The following is a 26,690-nucleotide window of genomic DNA, read 5'->3' as shown; positions in this document are numbered from 1 at the left end:
CGTATCGTTTTGGTAAGCCATGAATATAAAAACCAACCTAAGACGCCGCATTGTGGTGGTGTTTGCGCTGATGAGCGCATTTGTGGCGGCCATGTTTGGCATCGGTATTTACATGACCGAGCACTTCGTTGAATCCAGGCTCATTACCATTGATCTTGAAAACGATCTGCACCGTCTCTTGAATGCGCAAAGTACCAATGAGTGGAGTCATCGGCCTGAGCGCGAGGAATTGTTCTACGTCGAAGAAGGCGCAGGCGATTTGGCTGTTCCGCAGGATCTGGAATATCTGCATCCGGGGTTTCAGGAAATCACCCGTCAGGGCAAGGAGTATTATGCGCTGGTGAGTACCGTCGCCGACCGTCGCTATGTGTTGTTGCGAGATCAAAGTGGTTTCGAAAAGCGCGAAAGGATGTTGCTGGCCATTGTATTTGTCGGTTTTGTGCTCAGCGTGCTGCTTGCCGTGTTGCTTGGGCGTGTGCTCGCCACACGCGTCATCGCTCCGGTCGCGCGTTTGTCGCGTCAGGTTCGACACCGTGATCAACTGTTGTCTATTGCGCCGCCGTTGTCTCCGGACTATGCCGATGATGAAGTGGGTGAGCTGGCTGTTTCTTTTGACCATACGCTCGGGCAATTGCGAGCGGCACTGGGCCGAGAGAAGTTGTTTACCAGTGATGTCAGTCACGAGTTGCGTACCCCTTTGATGGTACTTGCCTCGTCCAGTGAGTTACTGCTTGAGAGCCCCTGCCTGGATGAGTTGGGGCGAGCGAAAGTCTTGCGTATCACGCAGGCGACGTCCGACATGCGCCAGCTCGTTGAAACATTTCTCATGCTGGCCAGGGACAATGGAGCCCATGCGCGCAATGGTCTCCGGGCAACCGTACATGAAGTGGCGTGCGAGCTGATTGAGGTATGGCGAACGCCGATAGAAAAAAAAGGGCTGGAGTTGATGTTCAGTCCTGGCGCGAACGCAGGTGCGTCTTACAACGCGACCCTGTTGCATTCGGTAATGGGGAATCTGCTGCGTAATGCCTGGCATTACACCGATACGGGGTATATCAAGCTGTCGCTGTTCAAGACCGGGTTTTGTGTAGAGGACAGCGGCTCGGGTATTTCCGACGACACGCAGAATGCGTTGTCCCGACCCTTCGTACGGGGTGAGGAACAACGTGGTGAAGGGCTGGGAGTAGGGCTGTCACTGGTTAATCGGATCTGTGCCTATCAGCGATGGCAGGTGACATCAAGCAACCTGCCTGGCGGTTGCAGCTTCCGTGTGGAACTGCAACCGCAGGATGCGGACAGCGAGCCCGTCAGAGTCAGTTGAGTGGTTTATGCGGGGTGGTTTCAATCGGTTGCGCCAACTGCCGCCAGCCATAAAAGGCGAGCGCGGTAAGCAGCGCACTGAGCCAGACAATCACACCAGCCCAGAATGTGTGGGACATGAAATGCCAGCCCTGAACAACTCGTGTGGTGCCGTAGATTGCACCCAGTACGGTCGATGCGTAGAGGATTGCCTTGGCATGGCGCCAGCAGTAACGGCGTGCAACGAAATACAGTGCCACCATGGTAAATCCCCTTGAAGCATGGCCTCCTGGCCAGCAACGACCTGCACCTGCTTCATGGAACAGGCTGAAGTTTTCGAACCACTCCTTTTTCTCCATTGTGCCGCCATACAGAGTGGTTTCCACAGGGCAGTAAATGCTCGTGTGACTTTTGAAAAAGTGGATCATGCCGGTGATCACCGCGAAAGAGACCACGATAAATAGCAGGTCGCGACGGTGACGAGCAGTGAAGCGTAACAATGGGGCTACCCGAGCAGTTTCCAGCAAGCCAATCATTCGGTCATTGCGCCCGGGCTTCAGCAGTGGCCATATAAAGGACAGCAACAGCCCGATCACTGCGGCTTCTCCCGTCCAGTCGGGAATGATCCTGGGCCAGCGGTGGGTCAAATTTTCAAATAGGCGGTCATGCTCAAACGGAAATACCTGAAGCGGGTAGTAAAGCCAGTTGCTGATCGCTTCGTCGAGCGAAGTAAGATCAAAAACGAAAAAGGTCAGCAGCGCTATTGCCACCGGCACGCCGAAGTTCCAAGCATAGAATCTTGATTTTTCGCTTTGCACTCTTTTTTATTCCATAGTCATTTGCGTGGCTTGAGAGTTCAGGTCGATGTGCCCAAGTCTTCTGCGAGGCAGAATATACGTAGCGGCCTGTTCAATTCCTAGCAGGACTTTCATGAAAACCGTTTCATTCAGCTTTGGCATTTTTTTCACATGTCATTGACCCGACGATGACCTGTCCTTGATCAAGCTGGCGGCCTTAAAGGACAGAGTCAGCGTGTTCGGTTGTCCATTGAACAGGCAGGCATGCGGGGCAACTTGATGAAAAGTTATGGTAAATCCGCGTTCAGGGCATCTTCGCTTCTGGGCGGCAGGGTAAATGTTGTTCTGATGGCGGCCGCCATTGTGATTTCTTTGCTTGTGTTGACGGGTTACACCTATTGGCCGCGCTCGCCAGTTCGGCTTGTTCAGGGCGAGAATCTGGCCATGTCCGGTTTGTATGCCAGCTGGAAGAAAGGTGATGTGATGGTACTGGTTCGCCACGGCGAACGCTGCGACCGCTCCAGCAACGAGTGCCTTGGTGCAAACGACGGCATCACTCGCTACGGCAGTTCCGTTTCGACAGATGTCGGCCGGTCGTTCAGCGAACTCGGGCTTGCACACACCGATGTAATAACCAGCCCTTTGACCCGCACCGCCCAGACCGCACAAGCCATGTTTGGCCATCCGATGGAGGCCCAGGAATGGTTGTACAACTGTGATGAGAAGATGCTGAATGAAGTCATGGCGCACAAGTCTCTGAATCGAAATCTGATTCTGGTGACGCACAGCGGTTGTATTGGTCAGTTGGAAAGCCTGCATGGGTATCCTCATGCAGCCACCAGCGAGTACGACAGTGCGCTTTTCATTTCGCTCGACAGCCAGGGTAAACCCGTTATCCGGGGAATTATAAACCCGGAGGACTGGACGCAACTGGCGCAGCAGAAAAGCCGCTGAGTTGCCAGGTACGCAGTGAAACTTAGTAGTGACTGAGGGCGGCGCATCGAAGAGGGTCTGCTCGGATAGAGGGCAAGTCGTGGCTTGCCCTCTATAGGCGGCGATGTTGCGTTACGGCTATGGCTTGGCGTTTTCAGGCTTCCAGCCGAGCAACTTGTGTTTGAACCCGTAACTGGCAACCTGGTAATAGGCGATGGCACGAGCGATCAATGGATCATCGCTGGTCGCCTTGCTTTCGACACTTTCTCCCGGCGCATTGTCGTGACGACGCAGACCCTGGCGGGGGCTGAGGATCGCAAGGTTGTTGCCGTCAAACAGGCCCAGGTGCTGGTAATTGCCGACTACCACGCGAGGTGGCAACGAGGTGTCCAGAAACAGGTTGCGGCCGAAGAACGTCGATTGATAGTCCAGGTTCAACAAACCCAGCAAGGTGGGCGCCAAGTCGATCTGACTGGCCAGACGGGATATTTCTGCCGGCTGGATCAGCTTGGGGGCGTAGATGAACAGCGGGATAGCATAGTTATCGATAGGCAGGTCTTCCTTTCCGGCGCTGCCCGCGGTGTGGTCAGCGACGAAGACGAATATTGTGTTGTCGAACCATGGTTTCTGGCGCGCGTCCGCCAGGAACTTGCCAATGGCGTAATCGGTATATTTCACTGCGCCATCACGGCCGTTACCCGACGGGATGTCGATACGTCCTTCGGGATACGTATAAGGGCGATGGTTGGACGTCGTCATGAGTTGCAGCAGGAACGGTTTTTTTGCCGCAAAATCGGCATCCGCCAGGTTCAGCGCCTGACGATAAAGGTCTTCGTCAGCCATGCCCCAGGCATTCTTGAAGTGAATGTCCTCTTCCTTGACGCTGCTCTGATCAACGACGCGATAACCGTTGCCGCTGAAAAAAGCATTCATGTTGTCGAAGTAACCACGCCCGCCATAAACGAAAACGCTGTCATAGCCCACATGGGCCAACTGCTGACCCAGGCTGGCAAAACCACTTTCGCGACCCACGCGCTTGACCACCGAGCGCCCTGGCGTGGGCGGAATGGAAAGGGTTATGGCCTCCAGACCACGGTCGGTGCGTGTACCTGTGGCGTAGAAGTTGTTGAAGTAAAGACCCTGTTTGCGTAGCGCATCGAGGTTGGGCGTCAGGTTGCGTGTGTCTCCATTGCTGCCCAGGTATTTGGCACTGAGACTTTCGATGGTGACCAGTACGATGTTAGGCGTGCGTGGCGTTCCCGGGTTGTTGATCGACCGTCGAATATCCAGAGGGTCGTTGCCAGTGAACTGGCTGTCGGGCTCGGCAAGCTCCTGGCGCATTTGACCGGCGACCTGAGCATCGGGGAGGGTGGCGTAGAACTGTTGATAGTCCAGTTCATTGTTGCGGAACGCGGCAAAAAACTGATAAGGCCCGTTACTGGCGAGTTCCCGCTGATAGGCATTGCCACCCATACCGCGTGGTGTGTCCTGATCGACCCATTGCAGGCTGATACCCGCGAACAATAGCAATAATGCACTGGCGGCAAGACGACCACGATAGGACGGCAGGGCCGCTTTCACTGCTGCGGCTACTGCCCGACTGATCAGCAGGCTAACGACGATAGCAACCAGCGCCAGAATGCCGAGCAGTTTACCAACAGGGTAGGATTCGAGAATGTTATTGAGTACTTCATCGGAATAGACCAGGTAGTCCACCGCGATAAAGTTGAACCTCACCCCGAACTCATCCCAGAACAGCCATTCGGCGACCGATACAAACAGCATGACGAATATACTTATCGTCATGACCCCTTGAAGGAACTAGCGGTGCCCGCGGGCACGCCACAACACCGGCGGGCAGAGGAAGACGTAAATGCCCAGAGGGACTGCAGCGTAGCTCAGGAAGGCAAGGTCGTAGAGAAGTCCTGTTGCGAAAGTCGCGAAAAACTGCGTTCCTGCTTGATCCATATGAGTCGAAAATAAAAAAAGGCGTGTCAGAAAGAAAATGATCAGCCATGTACCAGTCGCCAGCAGCAAGAATCGGGCTGGGGCTGTTGAATAAATCCGCATTTGTCAATTCCTTGGACGGGAAAAATCTGAAATTTCAGGGTGAAATATGTTGAGCATCAGCGTCTACTGCTGCGTCATGAAAGTAGAAGAGTTTTTCGCGTTGTCAAATTTCTGTAATCATAAACACACGCGGAAAGACAGTGCATCCTGCACGCTCTATTAATGAGTGTTAGCCAATTATTTATACACAAGGGTGAGTATTTGGTTGCGCAGGCGTGAAAAAAATGTTTAAGAGCTGTTCAACAATTATTCAACAACTCACTGTTTATAATTTGTCGTCCTGTTGCCTGTCGGTATCCTCTTTCTCGTCAAACCGGTATCTCCCTTGATGACTTCTCGTGTGCGTTCGCCGTTGCTGTTACTGCTGGGTGTCTTGCTGTTTTTTCTCGCACTGGGAAATCACCAGTTGCAAAATTCGACGGAGCCACGCGTGGCTGGCATTGCCATGGAAATGCACCTGAGTGGCAATTGGATTACGCCGAAACTGAACGACCAGCCTTTTCTGGAAAAGCCGCCGATGAGTGTCTGGCTGGATGCGGCGGCTATTCAGGTGTTCGGTCCTGCCCCATGGGCGGTAAGACTGGCTTCTGCCTGCGCGGGTCTGCTCAGCGTGTTGCTGCTTTACAGCATGCTGCGACGTTTCGGGCGGCCGGCATCCGTGGCCTGGGTGGCTGCTTTCATGCTGGCGACCCAGGCCAGCTTCTGGAGCAATTCGCGGCAAGTGGGCGAGGATGCCTTGCTGGCGTTGGGGGTAACCACCGCTTTGTTGGCATTCTTCCATGCCAGTAATCGCCTGCGTAGTGATGGGCTCTCTACCGGGCCCTGGTTGCTGTTCATGCTGGGTATCACACTGGCGACCCTGAGCAAGGGCGTGCTGGGGCTGGCAATGCCGGGCGTGGTGATTTTCGCCTGGCTTGTTTGCGAGTCAGTGCAGAACAAACGCATTGTTATTGCTCACTGGTTGCGCCCGGCAATGCTCACCCTTGTGGCCCTGATTCCGCTGCTCGTGTGGCTGTGTTTCCTGTACGGACAGGGTGGCACGCAATCAGTGAAGGACGTGCTGTGGACCAACAGCGTTGGACGCTTCAGTGGTTCGTTCGAAGAGGCGGGTCATTACGAACCTGCCTATTATTACCTGACAAAACTGCCTGAGGCATTCTTGCCGTGGAATATCCTGGTTTATCTGGGGCTGTGGCATTTTCGAAAGCAGTTAATGGCCAATCGTTATCTGCTGTTCTTCGCCCTGTGGCTGGGCGCGCAGTTCCTGTTGTTGTCGCTGGCCTCCAGTAAACGCATGGTTTATCTGATGTCGCTGGCACCTGCGGCGGCAGTGATTGCTGCGGAATATGCTTTTGTTCTGGGTGAGCGATTGCAGGCTCGGTCGGGGCGCTCATTTTTTGCGGCGTCTATCATGAGAAATGGAAAGGCGCTCATGGCCGCAGGCGTTGTGCTGGTTGTAGCGAGCTATCTAAGTGCAGCCCTATGGCTCGCGCCATACGCCGACAGGCAGTTGTCATTTCTGCCATTGACCGACAAAGTCCATAACCTGCAGGTGCAGGGACGGCAGGTTGCCTTATTCCAGCCCAGCGAACGGCTGGCGGGGGCCAGCGTGTTCTATAGTCAGAGCCTGCTGAAAACACTCGCTAGCAACGCTGAATTGACTGGTTTTCTTACCAGCGCTGACGGCAATGTCGCTGTGATGGAAAGCATGCAGCCACCCGAACCGCCTCTGCGGATTGTTGACAGCGTAAAGGTCGGGGATCGTATCTACTATTTCGTCAGTCAGGCACCGCTGGCAGTGGCTGTCAGTCACTGACAGCCACTCTGCACGGCGAGCGTCGCAGGTTTGTTATACGGCCTGACTGCTCGCCACTTGATCATGCGGTATCCACTGCTTCTGCGGGATCGGCAGATCGCACGATTCACCACGACCGATGGGGAAGTAGTGAAAGCCGCGTTTTGCCAGTCGTTCGGTGTCATAAAGATTGCGTCCGTCGAAGATGACCGGGGCGTTCAGGCGCTGCTGGATCAACTCGAAATCCGGAGCTTTGAACTGCTGCCATTCGGTGCAGACGATCAATGCATCAGCCTCGTTGAGCGCTGATTCTGGCGTCCCCATGAGAATCAGATCCTTGCGATGACCATAGAGGCGCTGGGTTTCCTGCATGGCTTCGGGGTCGAACGCGCGCACGCTGGCCCCCGCGTCCCACAGCGCTTCCATGAGCACGCGGCTGGGGGCATCGCGCATGTCGTCGGTGTTGGGCTTGAATGCCAGGCCCCACAGGGCAAAGGTCTTGCCGCGCAGGTCGCCCTGATAGAACGCGTTGACCCGCTCGAACAGTTTGTTCTTCTGTCGTTCGTTGATGGCCTCGACCACCGACAGCAGGTCGTTGGAGCAATGCGCCTCTCTGGCGCTGTGTATCAACGCACGGATGTCCTTGCCGAAGCATGAGCCGCCATAGCCGCAACCGGGGTAGATGAAGTCGTAACCAATACGTGAGTCGGCACCGATGCCCAGCCGCACGGACTCGACGTCTGCGCCCAGATGTTCTGCCAGCTCGGCGATCTGGTTGATAAAGCTGATTTTGGTCGCCAGCATGCAGTTGGCGGCGTACTTGGTCAGTTCGGCGCTGCGCAGGTCCATGAACATGATCCGCTCATGATTGCGGTTGAACGGCGCATACAGCTCGCGCATGACGTTGCGCACCGCTTCATTTTCGCAGCCGATGACGATACGGTCCGGGCGCCGGCAATCGTTGACCGCCGAGCCCTCCTTGAGAAATTCCGGGTTGGAGACGATATCGAACTGCAACAGCCGGCCCGCCTGACGCAGCGCCTTGTCGATGTGGCTGCGCAAGGCGTCGCCACTGCCGACCGGTACGGTGGATTTCTCGACGATGATCAGTGGTTCGCGTCGATGCCGGGCGATGGCTTCGCCCACCGCGAAAAAGCCGCTCAGGTCAGCTGAACCATCGTCTCGGGAGGGCGTGCCGACCGCGATGAACAGGACCTCGGCATGCTCCACCGCCAGTTGCCCGTCGGTAGTGAAGTTCAGACGCTGCTGATCCAGATTTTCACGCACCAGGTTGGCCAGGCCAGGCTCGTAGATATGCACCTGGCCCAGGCGCAACTGATCGATCTTGGCCTGATCAATGTCCATGCAGACCACATCGTGGCCGACTTCGGCGAGCACGGTCGCTTGTACCAGGCCGACATATCCGCTACCGAAAACGCTGATTTTCATGGGAAAGATCCTGAGGTGATGGGTCGCACATGCGCCGGAGGTTGATGGTCAAGACACCTGCCACGATCAGGGTGACACCCACAGTTTTCGATACCGTGAACGTCTCGTGGAAAAACGGCAGCGCTGCGGCGAGCATATAAACCAGCGCGTAGCTGATACTGAGCAGCGAATAGGCACGGCTCAGGGGCAAGCCCCGCAGGGCCAGTAGCCAGAAAAACATGGAGAGCGCATAAGCGGTGATCGAGGCGCAAACGACCATCAGTGCACGGAGATCGAGCTGCGTCGGATTGTGCAGTTCGAGCCATTGAGCGGGCGAGGGCAGGCGGCTCATGCTCCAACGCATGCCCAGTTGCGCTGCGCTGACCAGTGCCACACTGGCCATGGCGCACAGGGTTGCCCGGCAGCGCGTCACGCCTGACGCCCCAGCTGAAATACCCCGACAAGAATCAGCGCAATACCCAGCCAGTGCTGTGCGTCAACCGGCTCATCGAACAGATAGCGACCTGCCAGAGTGATCAACACGAAATTAAGACCCAGCATCGGATAGGCGATGCCAACGTCCAGGCGTTGCAACACCATCAGCCATATAAGCAGGCCCGCTCCAAGGCAGGCCACCGCCAGCCACAGCCATATCGAACGCAGCGCTGTAAACGCGCCGGGAAATGCGCCACGCCAGTCTTGTACTGCGTACTTCTGCGCGATCTGGCCCAGACAGGTCAGCAGGCATGCACACGCCAGCATCAGCCAGGTCACGATGCCGATTTCTCGTAAATGAGGATGGTCAGGTTGCCTTCGTCATAGCGCTGACCATCCTTGGGAAGACTTTCGAGCTCTTTCAGCTCCTCATCGCTCTTGCCGCGCATGATGACGCCGACCCGGCCTTGGCTGCGGGCGTTCTTCATCCAGGCATCGATGTCCTGCAGGCGGACTTCGCGACCCTGCACATCGGGATAGCCCAGCCCGTATTCCAGCTCGCCCCAGGTGTTGAACAGCGCAACATCAGGCCGTTTCAGGCGCCACGCCAGTGCCGAGGCCGCGCCCAGATCGTTGCTCAGCAGATGCGTGCAGTCCGCCAGTTCGACCTGGTGCCTGACCACGAACGGGTCGGGAGTCTTGTTATTGATCACATCGTTTGGCAGTGCAGCGGGTAGCAATGCGATCAGCAGCCAACTGCCCAGCGCCGGCATGGTCCAGAACGTCAGTGGACGCAAGCCTTGCAGCGCGTTGGCAAATGTCCATCCGAGAAGCACGATGACCGCCAGTGACAGATGCATCGGTTCGTTTTCGTAGACGGGCTGCTTGAGTTGCAGGTAGATCAACGCCACAAGCCCGACAAAGCTGACGGTCGCGTTGACTAATCCATTCGCGCGCAACGCAGTGCTGTGACCTTTATCAAGGCGGTCGACCAGAGCATTGGCCATCAGCAGTGCCAACGGCAGCAGGCACGGCAGTATGTAGGTCGGCAGTTTGCCTTTGCTCAGGCTCAAAAACGCCAGCGGCAGCAGCAGCCACAGCAGCAAAAAGGCAATGTCAGGGCGGCTTTTTTGTTGCCATGCCTGCTTCAGTGTTGCCGGCAGCAGCAGTGCCCACGGCACACAGGCCGCCACGAGCAGGGGCACATAGAACCACCAGGGCTGGGCATGCTGCGCATTGTCCCCGGCAAAGCGGTGAATATGCTCGTGCCAGAAGAAGTAACGCCAGTAGTCGGGCGCTTGCTGGTGGATCGCCAGCGCCCACGGCAGGCAGACGGCGACCGCAATCAGTACCGCGAGCGGACCGAATCTGAGCAGCTCGGCCAGGCGCCGCTGGCACAGCATGTAAGGCAGGGCGATGATGACGGGCAGTGCCCAGGCGAGAAAGCCCTTGGTCATGAACCCCATCCCGCAGGCCACGCCGACTACCGCCCATGCCGCCAGACGCGCTCGACCGACGCTGTGCACGGCGTACCAGAATGCCAGCAGTGTCACGTTGGTCCAGAAGGTGAATTGCGGATCGAGATTGGCGTAACCGGCCTGGCCCGCGACAAAGCCGAAGCTCATGAACAGCAAGGCGCTGGCGAACTGCTTGCGCGGGTCGTTCCAGATCTTGCCGGCCAGCAAATAGGCCAACAGCACGCTCAAGCCGCTGGCCAGTGCCGACACAATGCGCACGCCGAACAGGTTTTCGCCAAAAACCTGCTGCCCCAGTGCAATCAGCCAGTAACCGGCAACCGGTTTTTCGAAGTAACGCAATCCCATGAAGTGCGGGACGACCCAGTTGCCACTGTGGAGCATTTCCTGGCTGATCTGCGCATAGCGGGTTTCATCGGGAATCCACAGGCCGTGAAAGCCCAGGGGCAGCAGATAAGCCAGTACGAACGCCAATAACAGCAGCGCAAGATGACGGTGCCTGACATGCATCACTGCTGCACCCCCAGCCAGCCATCGCGGCCGGGCAGGTGACCGCGAACGATATGCCCGGAAGGCAGCCGTTCAATGGCACCTGGCAGCAGATCGCCCAACGGTGCGAAGTGGATGCCCTGGGTATTGGCGCGCTTTAACAGCTGCCTGAAACCGTCGGCCATGATGATTCCTTCCACTTCGGCGTGGAGGGTGTAGACATTGAGTCTGCGTGCGGCAAAACGGCCGAGAATGTAGTCGTTGAACGCATCCGGCTGCAGGTGCGGACCGACGACTTCATCGAAGGTCGGCAAGTCCACCGGAACCTGAGCGGTACCGACACTTCCATCCGCCAGCAACGGGCGAAACAGACTGACGCCACGGCAATCACTGTTGTAACGAAAGCCAAACGCTTCTTTGGCCTGCACGACGCGCTGGTCGGCGCGCCAGCCTGCTGCCGCAGAGCACACCACCGGCTGGCCGAGGATGTCGCTCAGGCAATCGACCCCACGGTGTATCTGGGCGGTCAACTGTCGGTCGCTCCAGTGTCCGGCATTCGCTTGCCAGCCATGGTGATCCCACGCATGCAGGCCTATTTCGTGGCCTGCATCCAGCGCGCGGCGCATCAGTGGGCCAAGGTCCCGGCCAATCGGTTTGCCCGGCCATGCGGTACCGGCCAGCAGAATATCCCAGCCATACAGGCTCGCCGCCCTGGAACGCAGCATCTTCCAGAAGAACGTGGGCCTTACCAGGCGCCACAGGTGGCGTCCCATGTTGTCGGGGCCGACACTGAAAAAGAAGGTCGCCTTGACCTGCGCTTCGTTGAGTATGTCCAGCAGCCTTGGCACGCCCTCACGGGTGCCTCGGTAAGTGTCGACATCGATTCTCAGGCCTGCCTGCATCAGCACTGGTCCGCTTTTTCAGCCATGGCTTCGCGCAGGAAGAAATCCAGGGTTTTGCCGATGGTTTCGCTCAGCTCGATACCCGGTGTCCAGCCAATAAGCTTTTTAGCGTTGTCGATGCTCGGCGTGCGGTGGCTGACGTCCTGATAGCCCTTGCCATAGAAGGACTGGCTTTCGACTTCGCGGAAGCCCGCGAAAGGCGGAAAATGGCCGCGCAACGGATGGGCTTCGAACTGGCGAAGCAACTCTTCACCCAACTGACGGATGCTGGCTTCGTTATCGGGGTTGCCGATGTTGATGATTTGTCCGTTACAGCGCTCATCGCGGTTTTCGATGATCCGCGCCAGCGCCTCGATGCCGTCGACGACATCCGTGAAGCAGCGCTTCTGGGCGCCGCCGTCCACCAGGCGAATGGGCGTGCCTTCGACCAGGTGCAGGATCAACTGAGTGATGGCCCGCGAGCTGCCGATGCGCGCCGAATCCAGGCGGTCCAGACGCGGTCCCATCCAGTTGAACGGACGAAACAGGGTGAATTGCAGGCCTTTCTGGCCATAGGCCCAGATCACCCGGTCCAGTAGCTGCTTGGACACCGAGTAGATCCAGCGCTGCTTGTTGATCGGGCCAACGATCAGGTTGGAAGTGTCTTCGTTGAAGTTTGCGTCCTGGCACATGCCATAGACTTCGGAGGTGGACGGAAAAATCACGCGCTTGTTGTACTTCACGCAGTAGCGGACGATCTTCAGGTTCTCTTCGAAATCCAGCTCGAAAACCCGCAGTGGATTGCGCGTGTATTCAATCGGCGTGGCGATGGCCACCAGTGGCAGCACAACGTCGCATTTCTTGATGTGGTATTCGATCCACTCGGTGTGGATGCTGATGTCACCTTCGATGAAATGAAAGTTCGGCTTGGCGCGCAGGCGCTCGATGGCGTCCGAGCCGATATCCATGCCGTAGATTTCGTAACGGTCATCCTGCAGCAGACGCTCGGACAGGTGGTTGCCGATGAAACCGTTGACGCCGAGGATCAGCACACGGGTACGACGGATCGACCGGCGCTGTGCCTTATCGAGCAGTTGCGAGCCTGCTACAAGCCCGAATTCGCGCGCCAGTTGTGCACCACTGAGGTACAAGCCGCTGTCGCCGCGCTGCCCTGCGGTGATGACCAGCGAACCCTCGCCACAGGCAATACGTAACGGGTCGTGGCTGATGACCGTGCCGGGTGCTTCGGCGTTATTGCCTGCCTCGGCATTGGCAGCCCAGACAATCAACTTGTTCTCGCCTACCGGGCAGAATGCGCCAGGGTAGGGCTGCGTGACTGCGCGGATCAGGTTGTAGAGCTGGGTGGCTGGCAGCGACCAGTCGATCAAACCGTCAGCCGGGGTACGCCGACCGAAATACGTTGCACGGGATTCATCCTGAGGCGTAGCTGGCAGTTGCCCTTCTGCCGCCAGCAGGGGCAGTGTTTCGCAAAGCAGGTCAGCGGCGGCATCACGCAATTTGCCATGCAGCGTCAAGGCGGTATCGGTGGCACTGATCGAAACCCGCTGCTGGGCGACTATCGGCCCGGCATCCGCGCGTTTGACCATCTGATGCAGGGTCACGCCGGTTTCACTTTCGCCGTTGACCAGCACCCAGTTGGCCGGCGCGCGGCCGCGATAACGCGGGAGCAGCGAGCCGTGCAGGTTCAGCGCGGCCTTTTTCGCGCAGGCCAGCAACGAATCGCCGAGGAGCTGGCGATAGTAAAAGGAGAAAATGAAGTCCGGGGCCAGTTTGCCGATGCGCTCCACCCACAGCGGGTGATTCGGGTCCTCGGGGGCATGCACCGTAATGCCGTGCCGGGCGCACATCTGGGCCACAGAACCAAAAAAGGTTTTTTCCCTGGGGTCGTCGGCATGGGTGAACACTGCGGCAATCTCATAGCCTGCATCCAGCAACGCTTGCAGACCGACACAGCCAATATCGTGATACGCGAAAACGACAGCTTTAATGCTCATGGCGCGACCTTGTTCATATAGGGAGTTACAGGGGAATCAACGCTGTCGGTGGCCACTCGGGACGAGCTGCGCACGACTTTCTCGATGAAGAAGCGCGGACGCGCACGCACGTCGCTGTACATCCGGCCCAGGTACTCACCCAGCAGTCCCATACCGATGAACTGCCCTCCGGTGAACACGAACAACACGGCAAACAGGACGAACATGCCGTCCCCGGCCCATGACGCGCCGAAGATCAGGCGCAGAACGATCAGCAGCGCCGCGAACAAGACACCGAGCAACGCCATGCTGAAACCGATGATGCTGAGCAGGCGCAGGGGCGTGGTGGTCATGCAGGTGATCAGGTCGAACATGAGGTTGATCAGGCGCATCGGGCTGTATTTGGAGTCGCCGTGCTCGCGTTCGGCGTGGTCGACCAGCACCTCGGTGGTGTGTCGCGCGAAGCTGTTCGCCAGAATAGGAATGAACGTGCTGCGCTCCCGGCAGGCGAGCATGGCATCGACAATCGTGCGTCGGTATGCGCGCAGCATGCAGCCGTAATCGTTCATGGCCACGCCGGTGGAACGCTGCACGGCCAGGTTGATGAGTTTCGATGGCCAGCGTCGCCAGGCGGAGTCCTGACGATTGCTGCGCACCGTGCCGACTACGTCGTACCCTTGTTCAGCGAGCTTCACCAGGCGAGGGATTTCCTCGGGAGGATTCTGCAGATCGGCATCGAGGGTGATGACCACGTCGCCCTGGCACTGCTCGAATCCGGCCATAATGGCGGCGTGCTGACCGTAGTTTCGATTCAGGATCACCGCGACGAACGGGCTGTCGGCGCGCCCGGCAGCCCGCTGGAGGATGTCTGTCGAGTCGTCGCGGCTGCCATCGTCGACCAGCACGATTTCGAATCGGTGGTTGAGCTGTTCGCAGGCCGCTTCAGTACGGCGCAACAACTCTGGCAGGCTTTGTTGTTCGTTGTAGACCGGGATGACGATCGACACGAACTTGATGGGATACGGTTTCAATGGCTGGATTCCACGGTCGATTCAATGGCACCGACCACCCGCTCGACATCATCGAGGGTCATGTCGGGGAACAGGGGGATGGAGCACAGCCTTGATGAATTCCATTCAGTGTCCGGCAGACGGACGTTCGGGAAACGCTTGCGGTAATAGCTGTGCAGGTGAGTCGCGATGAAGTGGATGCCGGTGCCGATGTTCTGCGCTTGCAAGGCCTTCATGAAGGCGTCGCGATTCAGCCCGCAGCGCTCGGGGTCGATGCGCAGAATGAACAGGTGCCAGGCATGTTGATGGGCATGCCGGGGCAGGGCGAGAGGCAGAACGGGGCTGTTGGCCAGTCGATCGAGGTAATGGCTGGCGAGTGTCTGGCGCTGTGCATTGATGGCGTCAAGGCGCTGCAACTGCACCCGCGCAATGCTCGCATTGATGTCGGCCAGGTTGTATTTGAAGCCAGGCTCCATGACCTCGGCCTGAGGCTTGCGACCCAGGGTCAGGCGGTCGTAGGCATCGACACCCAGACCATGGAATTTAAGCTGACGCACCCGATCAGCCAGCCTTGCATTGTCGGTGACCAGCATCGCGCCTTCGGCACAGGTCATGTTCTTGATTGCGTGAAAAGAGAAGATCGCAGTGCCTTGCTGGCCGACCGGACGTCCCCTGTAACCGGTGCCAACGGCATGTGCAGCATCCTCGATCACGGTGATGCCGTGCCGTTCGGCGAGCGCATACAGCGGATCGAGATCGAATGCGGCGCCTGCGTAATGCACCGGCACGATCGCTTTGGTCCGGGGGGTGATGGCTTGCTCTATCAGCGCGGCGCTGGTCATCAGGGTGTCACGGTCAACATCGACAAACACCGGAGTGGCCCCCAGCAGGCAGATCATGTTGGCTGTCGACACCCAGGTTTGCGATGGTGTAATCACTTCATCGCCAGGCCCTACACCCAGCGCCAGCAGCGCAATGTGCATCGCTCCGGTGGCCGAAGACAGTGCAACTGCATGTTGCGCGCCGACCCGTTCGGCGAACTCTTCCTCCAGCTTCTGACATTCCGGGCCGGTGGTGATCCATCCGGAACGCAGCACGCGCGTTACCGCAGCAATTTCTTCATCGCCAATGGACGGCCGTGAAAAGGCAAGAAAAGTTTGACTCATTTACAGAGACTCTCCGATTGACGCAGCAGGGCCGAACATAAAAAAGTCACACGACGAGTGCGCAAATACAGGGTGCGTGAGTGCCGTGAACTTAGGCGTTCAATTGTAAAAATAATGTCCAGATGCCGTTGCTTTTTTGTATCGCCTGGCAGGCTTTCGAAGCATAGAGTAGGGGGAAACTCAAACGGCCGACAATGTCGTTATGCGTCCATGTAGAATTATTAATCTGGCGTTCAGGTTTCATCGAGCTCGTCATGAACAGACAGCTTTAGTTCAGCTTGTTCATGATAATCATGGAAAGTTAAAGCGGATGAAGTGTGTTGCAGTTGCAGGATTTTTTAATGAAGGTTTCATGACCGCGAAATGGGTTTCGCGTTTTTTAACAGGGTCGAACCTGAATCGAACAGGTTGCTATTGGCCCGGTTTCATTGGGGGGGAGGCAGCTTTTTTCTCGGTTTTTTGAAAAGCAGACTGCGCGTCCGGATAAACCCGGGTCAAGAGGAATTCGCTCGGGTGTAGAAAACAGTGTCGCCATCAAGTGATATATATAACCAAGCGATAGAGTCGGGCAGTGTGGTATGGAAAAGTACGTGTATAAGGGCCAGGTTGGTACGGGTCATCATCGAGGTGTGATTGTGGGCGTTATAAGTTCGAGACGGTTCAGTGCACGCGTGCTGGTTGTTGCAAGGTGTTCAAGGTTTACTTCATGTTCTCTTATGTCCATTGGCACGATCCTGTAGGTGGCGGGTACAGGCGAAGTATTTAACGACGGATTTAAAAACGACTGTCTGCTCGACTGCAATTGCCAGGTTCATTCGATGCAGCGAAGCAAGAAACCACGCGGTGCGCCCTGGCGTCCACCAGCACATGGCGGGCTCGTATAACCCGCTTCACCGCGATTATCGCTCCTGCGAAGGCTGCCGATCTGTACACCCCATTCTGTCTAGTTCCGGCTGGAGATGTTAAATTAGCCGCCATGAACTTCTTCCGAACCCATTGCTCGCCCATTGCCTGGATACTGTACGCAGTTGTCCTGTTCAATGGTCTTGCGTGCAGCATCGGTCACGGCCAGATGATGGCCGCCTTTGCAGGCACTGCAGTGGCGTCGGTCTCCGATGCAGACCATGGGATGTCGGATATGCACGGTGGGCATCACACGATGCACATGTCCATGGACGGCTCGTCCAAAAAGACGGACATGTCAGGCGGCATGAAGGCGCAGTCGGGAGACTGTTCGTTTGCCGGCACGCTGACGCTGGCGATGATTTTCTTCGTGGCGCTGGGCTGGCTGACCCCTATCCGCCGTTCTCGTTTCGTGTTGCCCGACCTCTGGCTCGGCAACCTGCCAAGGTACTCCCTCCCGCGACTCAATCCACAGGCCCCGTAGCGCCCATCGTGGACGTGTGATTATCGCTCGCACGAACAACCGATATTGTCTTTACAGCCTGCCGGAAGGTCATTCCGGCGGGGCGCGTTTATACGTTGGTGAGTCCTTATGTCTGCATCCTGTTCAAGCCCGGAGCTACGGCCTTCCGGGGCGTTTGTCGCCTTTCTGAAAAGGCTCCATTTTTACATCGGCGTATTCGTCGGTCCGTTCATGCTGGTCGCGGCCTTGAGTGGCATCGTCTATGCGCTGACCCCGCAGATCGAAGATTCGCTCTATGCGCGTGCGCTGCACACAGACAGCCGTGGTCCTGCCATGAGCTTGCAGGCGCAGATCCAGCGCGCGCAGGCATCGGCAGGTCCAGGCCTGAGCGTTGCCGCAGTGCGCCCGGCACCCCGGGAAGGGGATACCACTCGGGTCATGTTCAGCGATCCGGGCTTTGGCCCATCAGAGCATCGAGCGCTGTTCGTGGACCCGGTGAGTGGCGAAATTCGCGGCGACATGAAGGTCTACGGTACCAGTGGCGTACTACCCCTACGCACCTGGATCGATCAGTTTCATCGGGGCCTTCTACTGGGCGATGTCGGCAGGATCTACAGCGAGCTGGCCGCCTCATGGCTGTGGGTGGCTGCGCTCGGCGGTCTGGTGCTGTGGACGGTTCGCCGTCGTCGGCAGAGTCGTGAACGCGGCAACATGCGCCGCTGGCATGCAACCACGGGCGTATGGCTGTTGCTGGGGCTGCTGTTCTTCTCGGCCACCGGTTTGACGTGGTCACAGTACGCTGGCGATAACATTGGCGTACTGCGTGTCTACTATGGCTGGTCAACGCCCAGTGTGGCCACCGCACTGGGCAAGTCGGCGGCGATGCCAATGTCTATGCCCATGGACGAGCACGCCGAGCACCATATGCACATGGCGCCGACGACACAGGCATCCGTGTTGGACCCTGCCTTGTTTGACAGCGTTCTGGCCAGCGCGCGTGCCGAGCATATCGATGCAGCCAAAGTTGAGATCAGGCCATCCGCGAGCAGCGACAAGGCGTGGGTGGTCAGCGAGATAGATCGCAGTTGGCCGACGCAAGTGGATGCCGTGTCGATCAACCCGCAAACACTGGAAGTGGTCGATCACGTCAGGTTTGCAGACTATTCGCTGCCCGCCAAGCTGACCCGCTGGGGCATTGATGCGCACATGGGCGTGTTGTTCGGTCTGGCCAATCAATTGGTGCTGGTGGTGTTCGCCAGTGGCCTGGCGGCCATGGTCGTCATGGGTTATGTGATGTGGTGGCGACGTCGTCCAACGCTTTCTCAACCACGCAATCAGCAGGCAACGCTCTTGAGTCTCTGGCGCTCATTGAATCCGGGCGCGCAATGGGCGTTGATCCTGGTCGCAGTGTTGACTGGCTTTGCCCTGCCCGTATTGGGCGTGAGTCTGCTGGGCTTTATCGTCCTGGACGCGCTGCTGGGCTACCGGCGAGCCGCAAGACCCTTGGTCGACGGCAAGGTGTAACCCTTAGTTGCGCGGATTACCAAGCGCATCGAGCAACTGTTTCCCGACCAGGGCCGTCTGCTCGATGGCTTGTCAGTAGCGGATATCGCGGTCGCTCAATACGCTGCGACCGTTCCGTCCTTCCTCGGATCGGTCCCGCCCACGTATCCATGCGCGGTGCGCTGGATAATCTGCGCACCGCCGAAGGCAAACACGCCGCTCGGCTCTTCGACATCGATGTCGTGACCCTTGGCGCGCAGTGCTTTCACCACCTCGGGGTCAAACGCACGCTCCACGGCGACTTTCAGGCCGGATTCGATCCTCCAGCGCGGTGCGTCGGCAGCGGCTTGCGGGTTCTGTTTGTAGCGCAGGATGCGCATCATCATCTGCAAGTGACCCTGCGCCTGCATCGGGCCGCCCATCAAACCGAAGGACATCAGCGGCGTGCCGTCGGCATTCATGACAAAACCGGGGATGATGGTGTGGAACGGGCGTTTGCGCGGCGCGACGTAATTGACGTGCTGCGGGTCCAGCGAGAAGCCCGCGCCGCGGTTCTGCATGCTGATGCCCGTACCGGGTACCACCACACCCGAACCGAAGCCCATATAGTTGGACTGGATGAACGAGATCATCATGCCGCTTTCATCCGCTGCCGACAGGTACACCGTGCCACCCGGTTTTGGCGAGCCGTGCCCGGGATTGGCGGCCTGATCGGTGATCAGCCGTGCGCGTTCCGTCAGGTAAGCCTGGCCCAGCAAATCGGCTGAGGGCACGCGCATGTGCTCGCTGTCGGCGACATGTTCGTCGAGGTCGGCCAGGGCCAGTTTCATTGCTTCCAGCACCGGATGAACCGTCTCGAGGCTGTCCACCGGGTGTTTACCGACGCCCAGTGCTTCGAGCATGGTCAGGCCGGCAAGGGTGGCAATGCCCTGGCCATTGGGCGGCAGTTCATGCACCACAGCGCCTGCGTATGGCACTGACAGGGTGTCGATCCAGTCCACAGTGTGCGTCGCCAGGTCGTCGAGACTCATCACGCTGCCATTGGCGTTGGCATGGGCGATGATTGTTTGCGCCAGTTCGCCGCGATAGAACGCTTCGCCTTTGGTCTGCGCGATCAGTTCCAGCGTGCGGGCATGGTCCTTGAGCCGGATTTTCTCTCCGGCCATGGGGGCCTTGCCATCCGGCATGAAACACTCGGCAAAGCCCGGTTGGTCCTTGAGCAGATGCGCGCCGCGTTTCCACAGCTCGGCGATAATCGGTGTGACCTGATAGCCATCGCGGGCGTAGCCGATCGCCGGTTCGGCCAGGGTCGCGAAGGGCAGTTTGCCGTAGCGTGCCGAAAGCTCCACCCAGGCCGACACTGCACCCGGCACGCTGACCGCAGGCCAGCCGCGTTGCGGCATCTGGCTCTGGCCTTCGAAGTATTCCGGTGTCCAGGCCTGTGGCGCGCGGCCGGAAGCGTTCAAGCCTTGCAGCTTGCTGCCGTCCCAGACGATGGCAAAGGCATCGCTGCCGATGCCGCAGCCGGTGGGCTCTACCACAGTCAGCACCATGGCCGCGGCGATGGCGGCGTCGACCGCATTGCCGCCACGGCGCAGCATGTCCAGCCCGGCCTGAGCGGCCAATGGTTGAGAGCAGGCGACCATATTGTTGCCCATCACCGGCGAGCGGGCCGACGCGTACGGTTGGTTGTAATCCAGATCATCGAACATAAGCGTTTCTCTTTGGCAGAAGACGAAAGGTTTAGCCCTTGGGGTCCAGCGCATCGCGCAGGCCGTCACCCAGCAGGTTGAAACACAGGACCGTGATGTAGATCGCCACACCTGGCGCAATCGACATCCACGGAGCCTGCTCCATGAAATTTTTCGCAGTATTGAGCATCGAGCCCCAGGACGGCGACGGCGGTTGCTGGCCCAGGCCGAGAAACGACAGGCTGGCTTCGGCCAGAATCGCCGAGGCGATGGTCAATGTGGCCTGTACCACCAGCGGCGACATCACGTTGGGCAGCACGTAACGCAGGATGATCCAGCGATCCGGCAGACCGATGGCGCGGGCACCTTCGAGGTAATCCTCGTGTTTGATCGACAGCACCTGGCCACGGGTCAGGCGGGCAAAGATCGGCATCGCGGACAGGCCGATGGCGATCATCGCGTTGGTCAGGCTGGGGCCGAGAAAGGCGCCCAAAGCGATGGCCAGCACCAGAAACGGACAGGACAACAGCGCTTCCATGACCTGCGAGATGATCATGTCCAGCTTGCCACCGAAGTACCCAGCCAGCAGGCCCAGCGGCACGCCGATGACCATGGCGATGGCCACCGAAACACCACCGGCCAGCAGCGAACTGCGTGCGCCATACAGCAAACGCGAGAATAAATCGCGCCCCAGTTCGTCGGTGCCCATCCAGTAGATCAATGAAGGTGCCTTGCGTACCGCGAGGAAGTTGGCTTTGAGCGGGTCATGAGGCGCAATCCAGGGCGCCAGAACGGCGGCCAGGACAAACAGCAACAACACTGCCGCGCCAATCACTGCGCCTTTGTTGGCCAGGAATTTTTTCAGAAAAGGCGAGCGACTGCGGGGCAGGATCGCGCTGTGCGACAGGCTGGCGATAGCGGTCATCAGGCAGTCCTCAGGCGTGGGTTGATCAGGCGATAAAGCACGTCTGCCAGCAAGTTCAACATCAGGAAGCCAATCGCGACACATAACACCACGCCTTGCACCACGGCGTAGTCACGGTTGAATACGGCGTCGACAATCATCTTGCCGAACCCCGGAATGCTGAATACCTGCTCGGTCAACACCGCACCGCCGAGCAACTCACCGAACAGCAGTGTCGTGAGGGTGATGATCGGCATCAATGCGTTGCGCAACGCATGCTTGAGAATCACCGTGCGCGGGAACAATCCCTTGGCCCGTGCGGTGCGGACGTAGTCAGCACGCAGGACTTCCAGCATGGCGCTGCGGGTGTGGCGCATGAGAATCCCGGAAAGCCCGGCACCCAGTACGAACGCTGGCAGGATCAGGGTCTTCAGGTTTTGCCCGAAGTCCTCACCCATCGGCACAAAGCCGGAGGCGGGTAGCCACTGCAGTTTCACTGCAAAGATCATGATCAGCAGAATGCCCAGCCAGAAGTGCGGGATGGAAATCCCCGACAGCGCCACCACGTTGGCCCCGTAATCCACCGCAGTGCCTTTGCGCACCGCCGAAATGATTCCGGTGGGAATGCCGATAAACAGCGCAATCAGCAGGGCCAGCACGGCCAGTTCGATAGTCACCGGCAGTTTCGACGCCAGCAGCGTGGTCACCGGTTGCTCGGTGCGCAGCGATGTTCCCAGGTCGCCGGTCAGCACGTTGCCGACCCAGTTGAGGTACTGCAACGGGATCGGGTCATCGAGCCGGTATTTGTCGCGCAGGTATTCCATGACCGCTGGATCGCGTTCTTCCCCGGCCATGGCCAGCACCGGGTCACCCGGCAGCAGCTTCTGCAGGGTGAAGACGAACAGCGAAACCAGAATCAGCGTCGGTATCGAGCTGAGCAGGCGTCGCAGGATGAACATCAGCATACCGGAACCTCGCAGGTGCGCCCGTCAGTCATGGCTTGAACGCGACATTGTTCAGACGAATCAGACCGTCCGGGTTAGGGACGAAACCGGTCACGTTGTTACGCATGGCAATGATTCGCGGGTCGAAATACAGGTAGACGGTCGGTACTTCATCGGTCAACAAACGCAGCGCTTCGTTGTACAGCGCCTGGCGTTGTGCAACGTCGTTCACGGTGCGCGCCTTGTTGAGCAGTTCGTCGAGCCTGGCGTTACAGTATTTACCGTCGTTCTGGCCGCCTTTGCAGGTCACGAACTGATGGATATCGCCGTCCGGATCGGGGCGGCCTGACCAGGCGCTCATGCCGATCTGGAAGTTGCCGCTCGCCTGTTCGCTGAGCATCGTCGCGTATTCAGTGGCAATCAGGTTGACCTTGAAGCCTGCTTCTTCAGCCATGGCCTGAATGATCTGCCCGACCTGCTGTGCGATGGGGTTGTTGGCCACTTTCAGGTCCACCGCCAATGGTAGCTTCACACCGGCCTGAGCCAGCAGCGCCTTGCTTTTCTCGATATCGCGAGCCGGGATCGGCAGGTCCTTGTCGTAATACGGGCTGTTTTTCGGGAACGGCTGAGCGCTTGGCGCGTACAGACCCTCGAACACCACCTGGTTGATAGCATCGCGGTCGATGGACAGCTCAAAGGCTTTGCGTACGCGCTTGTCCTTACCCATCGGCGAGTTGGCTTTTTCACCGTTGCCGATGTTGAACATCAGTTGCATGTAGCCCAGGCCGGGTGTGTTGTAGATCGCCAGCTTGCTGTCACCCTTGACCGTTTTCACATCGGTTGGTGCAACACGCTCGATGATGTCCAGGTCGCCGGAGCGCAGGTTGGCCAGGCGCACCGATGTATCCGGAATCGGCAGGAACACCACTTTGTCGAAGTGATAAGCCTGTTTATTCCAGTACTTGTCAAAACGCTCCAGCACGATTCGATCCTGCTGCACGCGCTGCACGAATTTGTAAGGGCCGGAGCAGACCGGGTTGGCGGCGAATTCGCCTTGCGCAGCTTTCGGCGCGAGCATCATTCCGGCGCGGTCAGACAGCTGTGAAACCAGCGTGGCATCGGCCTGCTTGAGCTTGATGGCGACGGTTTTTGCGTCTATCACCTCGACGCTGTCCACCGAGGCCAGCTCGCTTTTGCGCAGCGAGTCGGGGAGGGTGCGGGCGCGGTCGAGGTTGAACTTCACCGAGGCGGCATCAAAAGGTTCGCCATCGTGGTACGTCACGCCTTCGCGCAACGTCATGGTCAGGGTTTTACCGTCTTCGCTCCAGTTCCAGGCGGTGGCCAGTTGCGGCGAGTAGGTCAGGTCCGGGTTGACGTCCACCAGTTTGTCGCACAGCGCGGTGTAGACCAGGCGGCCGGAGTAGGTGCGCGAACGATGCGGATCAAGCACATCGGGATCGTCCTGAATGCCGATGCGCAACGTCGATTCGGCAAAGGCAGCGTTGGCGGCCAGCAATAACAATGTTCCTGTCACGACGCGTGCGATTTTCATGGCTGGCTCTCCACTGCAAGGGATTGATGATGCTTGAACAGATTCAGGCGCTGGGTGTAGGCAGCGCTGGGTGTCGGAAGGATCAGCGTGGCGCTGCCTGCGTTGGCGATTTCACGCCAGAAGTGGCAGGCGACCTGGCGTTCGGCCTCGACTGTTTCCATGACCGGCGCAGCGTCCTTGCACAGCGCACGGGCGTGCGGGCAACGGGTATGAAAGCGGCAACCCGAAGGCGGGCGGCTGGGGCTGGGCATATCGCCGCCGAGGAGCGGACGCGGCTGGCGCAGGTCAGGGTGGCTGACCGGCACAGCGGCCATCAGCGCCTGGGTATAAGGGTGCAAAGGGTTTTCGAACAGCGCGTCGACCGGCGCCAGTTCGACGATTTCACCCAGGTACATCACCGCCACGCGGTCGCTCATATGGCGAATCACGGCCAGGCCATGGGCAACAATCACCAGGGTCAGGCCGAATTGATGCTTGAGGTCTTCGAGCAGGTTGACCACTTGCGCCTGCACTGAAACGTCCAGCGCCGAGACCGGCTCGTCACCGAGGATCAAGCGCGGCTCGGAAGCCAGGGCGCGGGCAATGCCGATGCGCTGGCGCTGACCGCCGGAGAATTCATGGGGATGCCGACCGCCGTGTTCCGGAGCCAGACCTACCGTGCGCAACAACTCGGCGACTTTAGCCTGACGGTCGCTACGGCTGGCCTGGCTGTGCAGCCAGATCGGTTCGCCAACGATGGATTCCACGGTCATGCGTGGATTCAGCGAGGCGAACGGGTCCTGAAAGATGATCTGTAAGTCACGGCGTACCTGACGCAGTTTTTCCGGCGTCAGGTTGGCCAGGTTGCGGCCCTCGTAAATCACGTCGCCCGCAGTCGGTTGCAGCAGGTTGAGCAGCAAGCGGCCAAGGGTGGATTTACCCGAGCCGGACTCGCCTACCAATGCCAGCGTCTCGCCCTTGCGGACTGACAGGTTGACCTCATTGACAGCCTGTACCGGCGGCTTCTTCGGCTGCAAAAGGCCGCTTTGCACGGTAAAGTGCTTGCTCAGGCCGATGCCTTCCAGAATGGGTTTCTGCGCGTTGCTGTCGGGGCTGACGCGCCCGGCGATGTCTGGTCTGGAAAGGTTCACGCACTGACTCCCACATGCTGTTCCAAAGGCGCACGGATGCACGCGGCGAAGTGTCCGGGAGACAACTCAAGCAGCGGCGGGCGTTCGTCTCGGCATCGCTGGATCACGAACGGGCAACGCCCGGCGAAACGGCAACCGCCCGGCATTTCTGCCGGCGTCGGCACCCGGCCGTTAATGGTCGCCAAACGACCTTCACGAGGGCCGATCGAGGGCATCGAGCCCATCAGGCCGATGGTGTACGGATGCTGCGGATCGTCGAACAGGGTTTTCACCGGGCCGCTTTCCACGACACGCCCGGCGTACATGACCATGACGTCATCGGCGACTTCGGCGACTACACCCAGATCGTGGGTGATCAGAATCATCGCTGTGCCGGTCTCGGTCTGCAGGTTGGCGATCAGCGAGAGGATTTGTGCTTGAATGGTCACGTCCAGCGCAGTCGTCGGTTCATCCGCGATGATCAGCGCCGGGTCATTGGCCAGCGCCATGGCAATCATGGCCCGCTGCCGCATGCCACCCGAGAGTTCATGTGGGTAGGCGTCCAGCCGCTGGCGAGCGTCCGGCACGCGGACCTTTTCCAGCATGTCCAGAGCCCGCTGGCGGGCAGCCTTGTCTGAAAGGCCCTGATGACGCATCACGCTTTCAGCGATCTGCTCACCGATGGTGAAGACCGGATTGAGGGAGGTCATCGGCTCCTGGAAGATCATCGCCATGCGGTTGCCGCGCACGTCCAGCAGGCGCTCTTCGGACATGCCCAACAAGGCTTCATCGATCAGCAGCGAGTCGCTGGCGTCTACCTTGGCCGTCGTCGGCAACAGGCCCATCAGGCCCATTGAGGTCACGCTCTTGCCGCAGCCGGACTCGCCGACGATGGCCAGGGTCTTGCCGCGCTTGACGGAAAACGACACGCCGTCGACAACATTGGCGGGCGCACCGGCAAAGCGGACGGTCAGGTCGCTGATGCTGAGCACCGTGCCGTCGCCGTTTTCTGTGAGGTGGGCAGTGGCGCTCATAGGCTGGCCTCCAGGTCTTGGTTGATGACTGTGTTCAGGGCCTGTTGCAGCGCACGTAAATGGCCGCGCATGGCGGTGGCGGCTTTGATCGGATCGCGGCTTTCAATGGCGCTGACAATGTCGTCGTGATCGTGGCTGTAAGTGTCGAGGCGGTCGGCATTGCGCGCCCGGTGACGCAAGTCTCGCCAGGCGGGGTCCAGACGAATCGCATCGAGCATTTCGAAGATGTCCAGCATCAGCCGATTACCCGCGGCTTCGGCAATGGCACGGTGCAGGGCGCTGTCCCACAGCTCGATGCCTTCGGCATCGGTCTGCTCGGCGACCTGCTGGCGAGTGGTGCGCTCGGCAAGGCGGCGCAGAATCGCCATCTGTTCACCATTGGCCCGTACCGCCGCCAGTGAGGCAAGCGCTGGCTCCAGGTGCAGGCGCGCTTCCATGACCTCGGTGAAATTGGTCCGGCCGGAAAGCCGCGCGAAGCTCATGGCGGCACTGGGTGGCGTCGGTCCGACAAATGTCCCTTTACCTTGCCGGCGCCAGACCTGGCCTTCGGCTTCCAGCACCGACAGGGCGCGACGAACTGCGCGTCGGCTGACCCCGAAATCGGCCGCCAGATCCCGCTCGGTAGGCAATGCCCGCTGGGGGAAGGCCGCATGCTGGGCAACGATCTGGCGCAACGCGTCCAGCGCCAGTTTCGAAGAGTTGTCGATGGGGATGTCAGGGTCGAACCTTTGCATCGTGGTACTCGCGCCAGACCGAAAAAAGATGCCCTGAGCTGCCCGCAGGCAGGGGTTCCAGGCATAAGGGCTGGTGCAAGA

At 58.9% G+C, this 26,690-nt stretch carries 21 protein-coding genes and 1 pseudogene; 5 read left to right on the top strand and 17 right to left on the bottom strand.

Translation table 11 applies throughout. The annotated features are described in order from the left end of the window. The first annotated feature begins 19 nt into the window (after positions 1 to 19). Entirely contained in the window at positions 20 to 1,321 is a 1,302-nt protein-coding gene (locus tag BT119_RS12515) for a sensor histidine kinase (protein ID WP_054080937.1), read from the top strand. Here BT119_RS12515 and BT119_RS12510 read toward each other — a convergent pair. After that, positions 1,314 to 2,117 carry a phosphatase PAP2 family protein gene (locus BT119_RS12510; protein ID WP_072365841.1) on the bottom strand — a complete coding sequence of 268 codons (804 nt, stop codon included), beginning with the start codon at positions 2,115 to 2,117 and terminating at the stop codon, positions 1,314 to 1,316. The two genes, BT119_RS12515 and BT119_RS12510, sit on opposite strands and share 8 nt — an antisense overlap. Before the next feature lie 258 nt (positions 2,118 to 2,375). Here BT119_RS12510 and BT119_RS12505 point away from each other — a divergent pair, with 258 nt between their 5' ends. Beyond that, entirely contained in the window at positions 2,376 to 3,050 is a 675-nt protein-coding gene (locus tag BT119_RS12505) for a lipopolysaccharide core heptose(II)-phosphate phosphatase PmrG (protein WP_223272540.1), read from the top strand. Between the two features lie 117 nt (positions 3,051 to 3,167). On the opposite strand, the pseudogene BT119_RS12500 reads toward BT119_RS12505, so the two are convergent. Further along, a pseudogene (locus tag BT119_RS12500) lies at positions 3,168 to 5,099 on the bottom strand (LTA synthase family protein). Between the two features lie 328 nt (positions 5,100 to 5,427). Here BT119_RS12500 and BT119_RS12495 point away from each other — a divergent pair. Next, on the top strand, positions 5,428 to 6,915 hold the full coding sequence (locus tag BT119_RS12495; protein ID WP_054080935.1) for an ArnT family glycosyltransferase: 1,488 nt from the start codon (positions 5,428 to 5,430) through the stop codon (positions 6,913 to 6,915). A gap of 33 nt (positions 6,916 to 6,948) precedes the next feature. Here the strand turns inward: BT119_RS12495 and BT119_RS12490 are convergent, their stop codons facing one another. The 8 genes from BT119_RS12490 to arnB are packed head-to-tail and all read right to left on the bottom strand — an operon-like array spanning position 6,949 to position 15,772. After that, the gene (locus tag BT119_RS12490) at positions 6,949 to 8,343 is read right to left on the bottom strand and encodes a UDP-glucose dehydrogenase family protein (protein ID WP_003435331.1); all 1,395 of its coding nucleotides are present in this window, start codon (positions 8,341 to 8,343) and stop codon (positions 6,949 to 6,951) included. Continuing rightward, positions 8,321 to 8,725 (bottom strand): 4-amino-4-deoxy-L-arabinose-phosphoundecaprenol flippase subunit ArnF, encoded by a 405-nt coding sequence (gene arnF, locus BT119_RS12485; RefSeq protein WP_003435329.1) that lies wholly within the window; start codon positions 8,723 to 8,725, stop codon positions 8,321 to 8,323. Before arnF ends, BT119_RS12490 begins: the two co-directional genes overlap by 23 nt. Before the next feature lie 26 nt (positions 8,726 to 8,751). Beyond that, positions 8,752 to 9,096 (bottom strand): 4-amino-4-deoxy-L-arabinose-phosphoundecaprenol flippase subunit ArnE, encoded by a 345-nt coding sequence (gene arnE, locus BT119_RS12480; RefSeq protein ID WP_003435310.1) that lies wholly within the window; start codon positions 9,094 to 9,096, stop codon positions 8,752 to 8,754. Further along, the gene (gene arnT / locus BT119_RS12475; protein WP_175550574.1) at positions 9,093 to 10,742 is read right to left on the bottom strand and encodes a lipid IV(A) 4-amino-4-deoxy-L-arabinosyltransferase; all 1,650 of its coding nucleotides are present in this window, start codon (positions 10,740 to 10,742) and stop codon (positions 9,093 to 9,095) included. The genes arnE and arnT overlap by 4 nt, the downstream gene beginning before the upstream one ends. Continuing rightward, the gene (arnD, locus tag BT119_RS12470) at positions 10,742 to 11,623 is read right to left on the bottom strand and encodes a 4-deoxy-4-formamido-L-arabinose-phosphoundecaprenol deformylase (RefSeq protein WP_003370941.1); all 882 of its coding nucleotides are present in this window, start codon (positions 11,621 to 11,623) and stop codon (positions 10,742 to 10,744) included. Before arnD ends, arnT begins: the two co-directional genes overlap by 1 nt. Next, positions 11,623 to 13,617, bottom strand: a complete 1,995-nt coding sequence (arnA, locus tag BT119_RS12465; protein WP_058416505.1) for a bifunctional UDP-4-amino-4-deoxy-L-arabinose formyltransferase/UDP-glucuronic acid oxidase ArnA — start codon at positions 13,615 to 13,617, stop codon at positions 11,623 to 11,625. The genes arnD and arnA overlap by 1 nt, the downstream gene beginning before the upstream one ends. Then, on the bottom strand, positions 13,614 to 14,627 hold the full coding sequence (arnC, locus tag BT119_RS12460; protein ID WP_003435301.1) for an undecaprenyl-phosphate 4-deoxy-4-formamido-L-arabinose transferase: 1,014 nt from the start codon (positions 14,625 to 14,627) through the stop codon (positions 13,614 to 13,616). The genes arnA and arnC overlap by 4 nt, the downstream gene beginning before the upstream one ends. Further along, entirely contained in the window at positions 14,624 to 15,772 is a 1,149-nt protein-coding gene (arnB, locus tag BT119_RS12455; protein WP_003435300.1) for a UDP-4-amino-4-deoxy-L-arabinose aminotransferase, read from the bottom strand. The genes arnC and arnB overlap by 4 nt, the downstream gene beginning before the upstream one ends. 976 nt (positions 15,773 to 16,748) lie before the next feature. Here arnB and BT119_RS12450 point away from each other — a divergent pair. Both BT119_RS12450 and BT119_RS12445 read left to right on the top strand, forming a co-directional pair. After that, positions 16,749 to 17,159, top strand: coding sequence for a DUF2946 family protein (locus BT119_RS12450; protein WP_072365834.1), 411 nt, complete (start codon positions 16,749 to 16,751; stop codon positions 17,157 to 17,159). Between the two features lie 108 nt (positions 17,160 to 17,267). Continuing rightward, positions 17,268 to 18,662, top strand: coding sequence for a PepSY-associated TM helix domain-containing protein (locus BT119_RS12445; protein WP_072365832.1), 1,395 nt, complete (start codon positions 17,268 to 17,270; stop codon positions 18,660 to 18,662). 95 nt (positions 18,663 to 18,757) lie between these two features. Here BT119_RS12445 and BT119_RS12440 read toward each other — a convergent pair whose 3' ends face one another. From BT119_RS12440 to BT119_RS12410, 7 genes are read right to left on the bottom strand one after another with little or no spacing between them, the layout of a single operon-like run. Continuing rightward, on the bottom strand, positions 18,758 to 20,353 hold the full coding sequence (locus tag BT119_RS12440) for a gamma-glutamyltransferase family protein (RefSeq protein WP_054080928.1): 1,596 nt from the start codon (positions 20,351 to 20,353) through the stop codon (positions 18,758 to 18,760). Between the two features lie 31 nt (positions 20,354 to 20,384). Next, positions 20,385 to 21,257 carry an ABC transporter permease gene (locus tag BT119_RS12435; protein WP_003370958.1) on the bottom strand — a complete coding sequence of 291 codons (873 nt, stop codon included), beginning with the start codon at positions 21,255 to 21,257 and terminating at the stop codon, positions 20,385 to 20,387. Continuing rightward, a complete protein-coding gene (locus BT119_RS12430; RefSeq protein ID WP_003435284.1) occupies positions 21,257 to 22,201 on the bottom strand; it encodes an ABC transporter permease in 945 nt (314 codons plus the stop codon). The genes BT119_RS12435 and BT119_RS12430 overlap by 1 nt, the downstream gene beginning before the upstream one ends. Positions 22,202 to 22,229: 28 nt before the next feature. Further along, complete coding sequence (locus BT119_RS12425; protein WP_003435281.1) at positions 22,230 to 23,732, bottom strand: ABC transporter substrate-binding protein; 1,503 nt, start codon at positions 23,730 to 23,732, stop codon at positions 22,230 to 22,232. Beyond that, positions 23,729 to 24,862: an ABC transporter ATP-binding protein gene (locus BT119_RS12420; RefSeq protein WP_003435279.1), complete on the bottom strand. Its 1,134-nt coding sequence runs from the start codon at positions 24,860 to 24,862 to the stop codon at positions 23,729 to 23,731. Before BT119_RS12420 ends, BT119_RS12425 begins: the two co-directional genes overlap by 4 nt. Continuing rightward, complete coding sequence (locus tag BT119_RS12415) at positions 24,859 to 25,875, bottom strand: ABC transporter ATP-binding protein (protein WP_003370963.1); 1,017 nt, start codon at positions 25,873 to 25,875, stop codon at positions 24,859 to 24,861. Before BT119_RS12415 ends, BT119_RS12420 begins: the two co-directional genes overlap by 4 nt. Then, entirely contained in the window at positions 25,872 to 26,609 is a 738-nt protein-coding gene (locus tag BT119_RS12410) for a FadR/GntR family transcriptional regulator (RefSeq protein WP_003401136.1), read from the bottom strand. The genes BT119_RS12415 and BT119_RS12410 overlap by 4 nt, the downstream gene beginning before the upstream one ends. Between the last annotated feature and the right edge of the window lie 81 nt (positions 26,610 to 26,690).

This window comes from Pseudomonas sp. NFACC10-1, from assembly GCF_900119195.1.
GTDB lineage: Bacteria > Pseudomonadota > Gammaproteobacteria > Pseudomonadales > Pseudomonadaceae > Aquipseudomonas > Aquipseudomonas cerasi.
The sequence above is the reverse complement of the archived record's forward strand: the minus strand, read 5'-3'. Positions and strand labels throughout refer to the sequence as shown.

Bases quoted from the DNA above. Each gene is read 5' to 3' on its own strand.
- BT119_RS12515 (WP_054080937.1), top strand. From the start codon at position 20: ATGAATATAAAAACCAACCTAAGACGCCGCATTGTGGTGGTGTTTGCG.
- BT119_RS12505 (WP_223272540.1), top strand. From the start codon at position 2,376: ATGAAAAGTTATGGTAAATCCGCGTTCAGGGCATCTTCGCTTCTGGGC.
- BT119_RS12495 (WP_054080935.1), top strand. From the start codon at position 5,428: ATGACTTCTCGTGTGCGTTCGCCGTTGCTGTTACTGCTGGGTGTCTTG.
- BT119_RS12490 (WP_003435331.1), bottom strand. From the start codon at position 8,343: ATGAAAATCAGCGTTTTCGGTAGCGGATATGTCGGCCTGGTACAAGCG.
- arnF (WP_003435329.1), bottom strand. From the start codon at position 8,725: ATGGCCAGTGTGGCACTGGTCAGCGCAGCGCAACTGGGCATGCGTTGG.
- arnT (WP_175550574.1), bottom strand. From the start codon at position 10,742: ATGCATGTCAGGCACCGTCATCTTGCGCTGCTGTTATTGGCGTTCGTA.
- arnD (WP_003370941.1), bottom strand. From the start codon at position 11,623: ATGCAGGCAGGCCTGAGAATCGATGTCGACACTTACCGAGGCACCCGT.
- arnA (WP_058416505.1), bottom strand. From the start codon at position 13,617: ATGAGCATTAAAGCTGTCGTTTTCGCGTATCACGATATTGGCTGTGTC.
- arnB (WP_003435300.1), bottom strand. From the start codon at position 15,772: ATGAGTCAAACTTTTCTTGCCTTTTCACGGCCGTCCATTGGCGATGAA.
- BT119_RS12450 (WP_072365834.1), top strand. From the start codon at position 16,749: ATGAACTTCTTCCGAACCCATTGCTCGCCCATTGCCTGGATACTGTAC.
- BT119_RS12445 (WP_072365832.1), top strand. From the start codon at position 17,268: ATGTCTGCATCCTGTTCAAGCCCGGAGCTACGGCCTTCCGGGGCGTTT.
- BT119_RS12440 (WP_054080928.1), bottom strand. From the start codon at position 20,353: ATGTTCGATGATCTGGATTACAACCAACCGTACGCGTCGGCCCGCTCG.
- BT119_RS12435 (WP_003370958.1), bottom strand. From the start codon at position 21,257: ATGACCGCTATCGCCAGCCTGTCGCACAGCGCGATCCTGCCCCGCAGT.
- BT119_RS12430 (WP_003435284.1), bottom strand. From the start codon at position 22,201: ATGCTGATGTTCATCCTGCGACGCCTGCTCAGCTCGATACCGACGCTG.
- BT119_RS12425 (WP_003435281.1), bottom strand. From the start codon at position 23,732: ATGAAAATCGCACGCGTCGTGACAGGAACATTGTTATTGCTGGCCGCC.
- BT119_RS12415 (WP_003370963.1), bottom strand. From the start codon at position 25,875: ATGAGCGCCACTGCCCACCTCACAGAAAACGGCGACGGCACGGTGCTC.
- BT119_RS12410 (WP_003401136.1), bottom strand. From the start codon at position 26,609: ATGCAAAGGTTCGACCCTGACATCCCCATCGACAACTCTTCGAAACTG.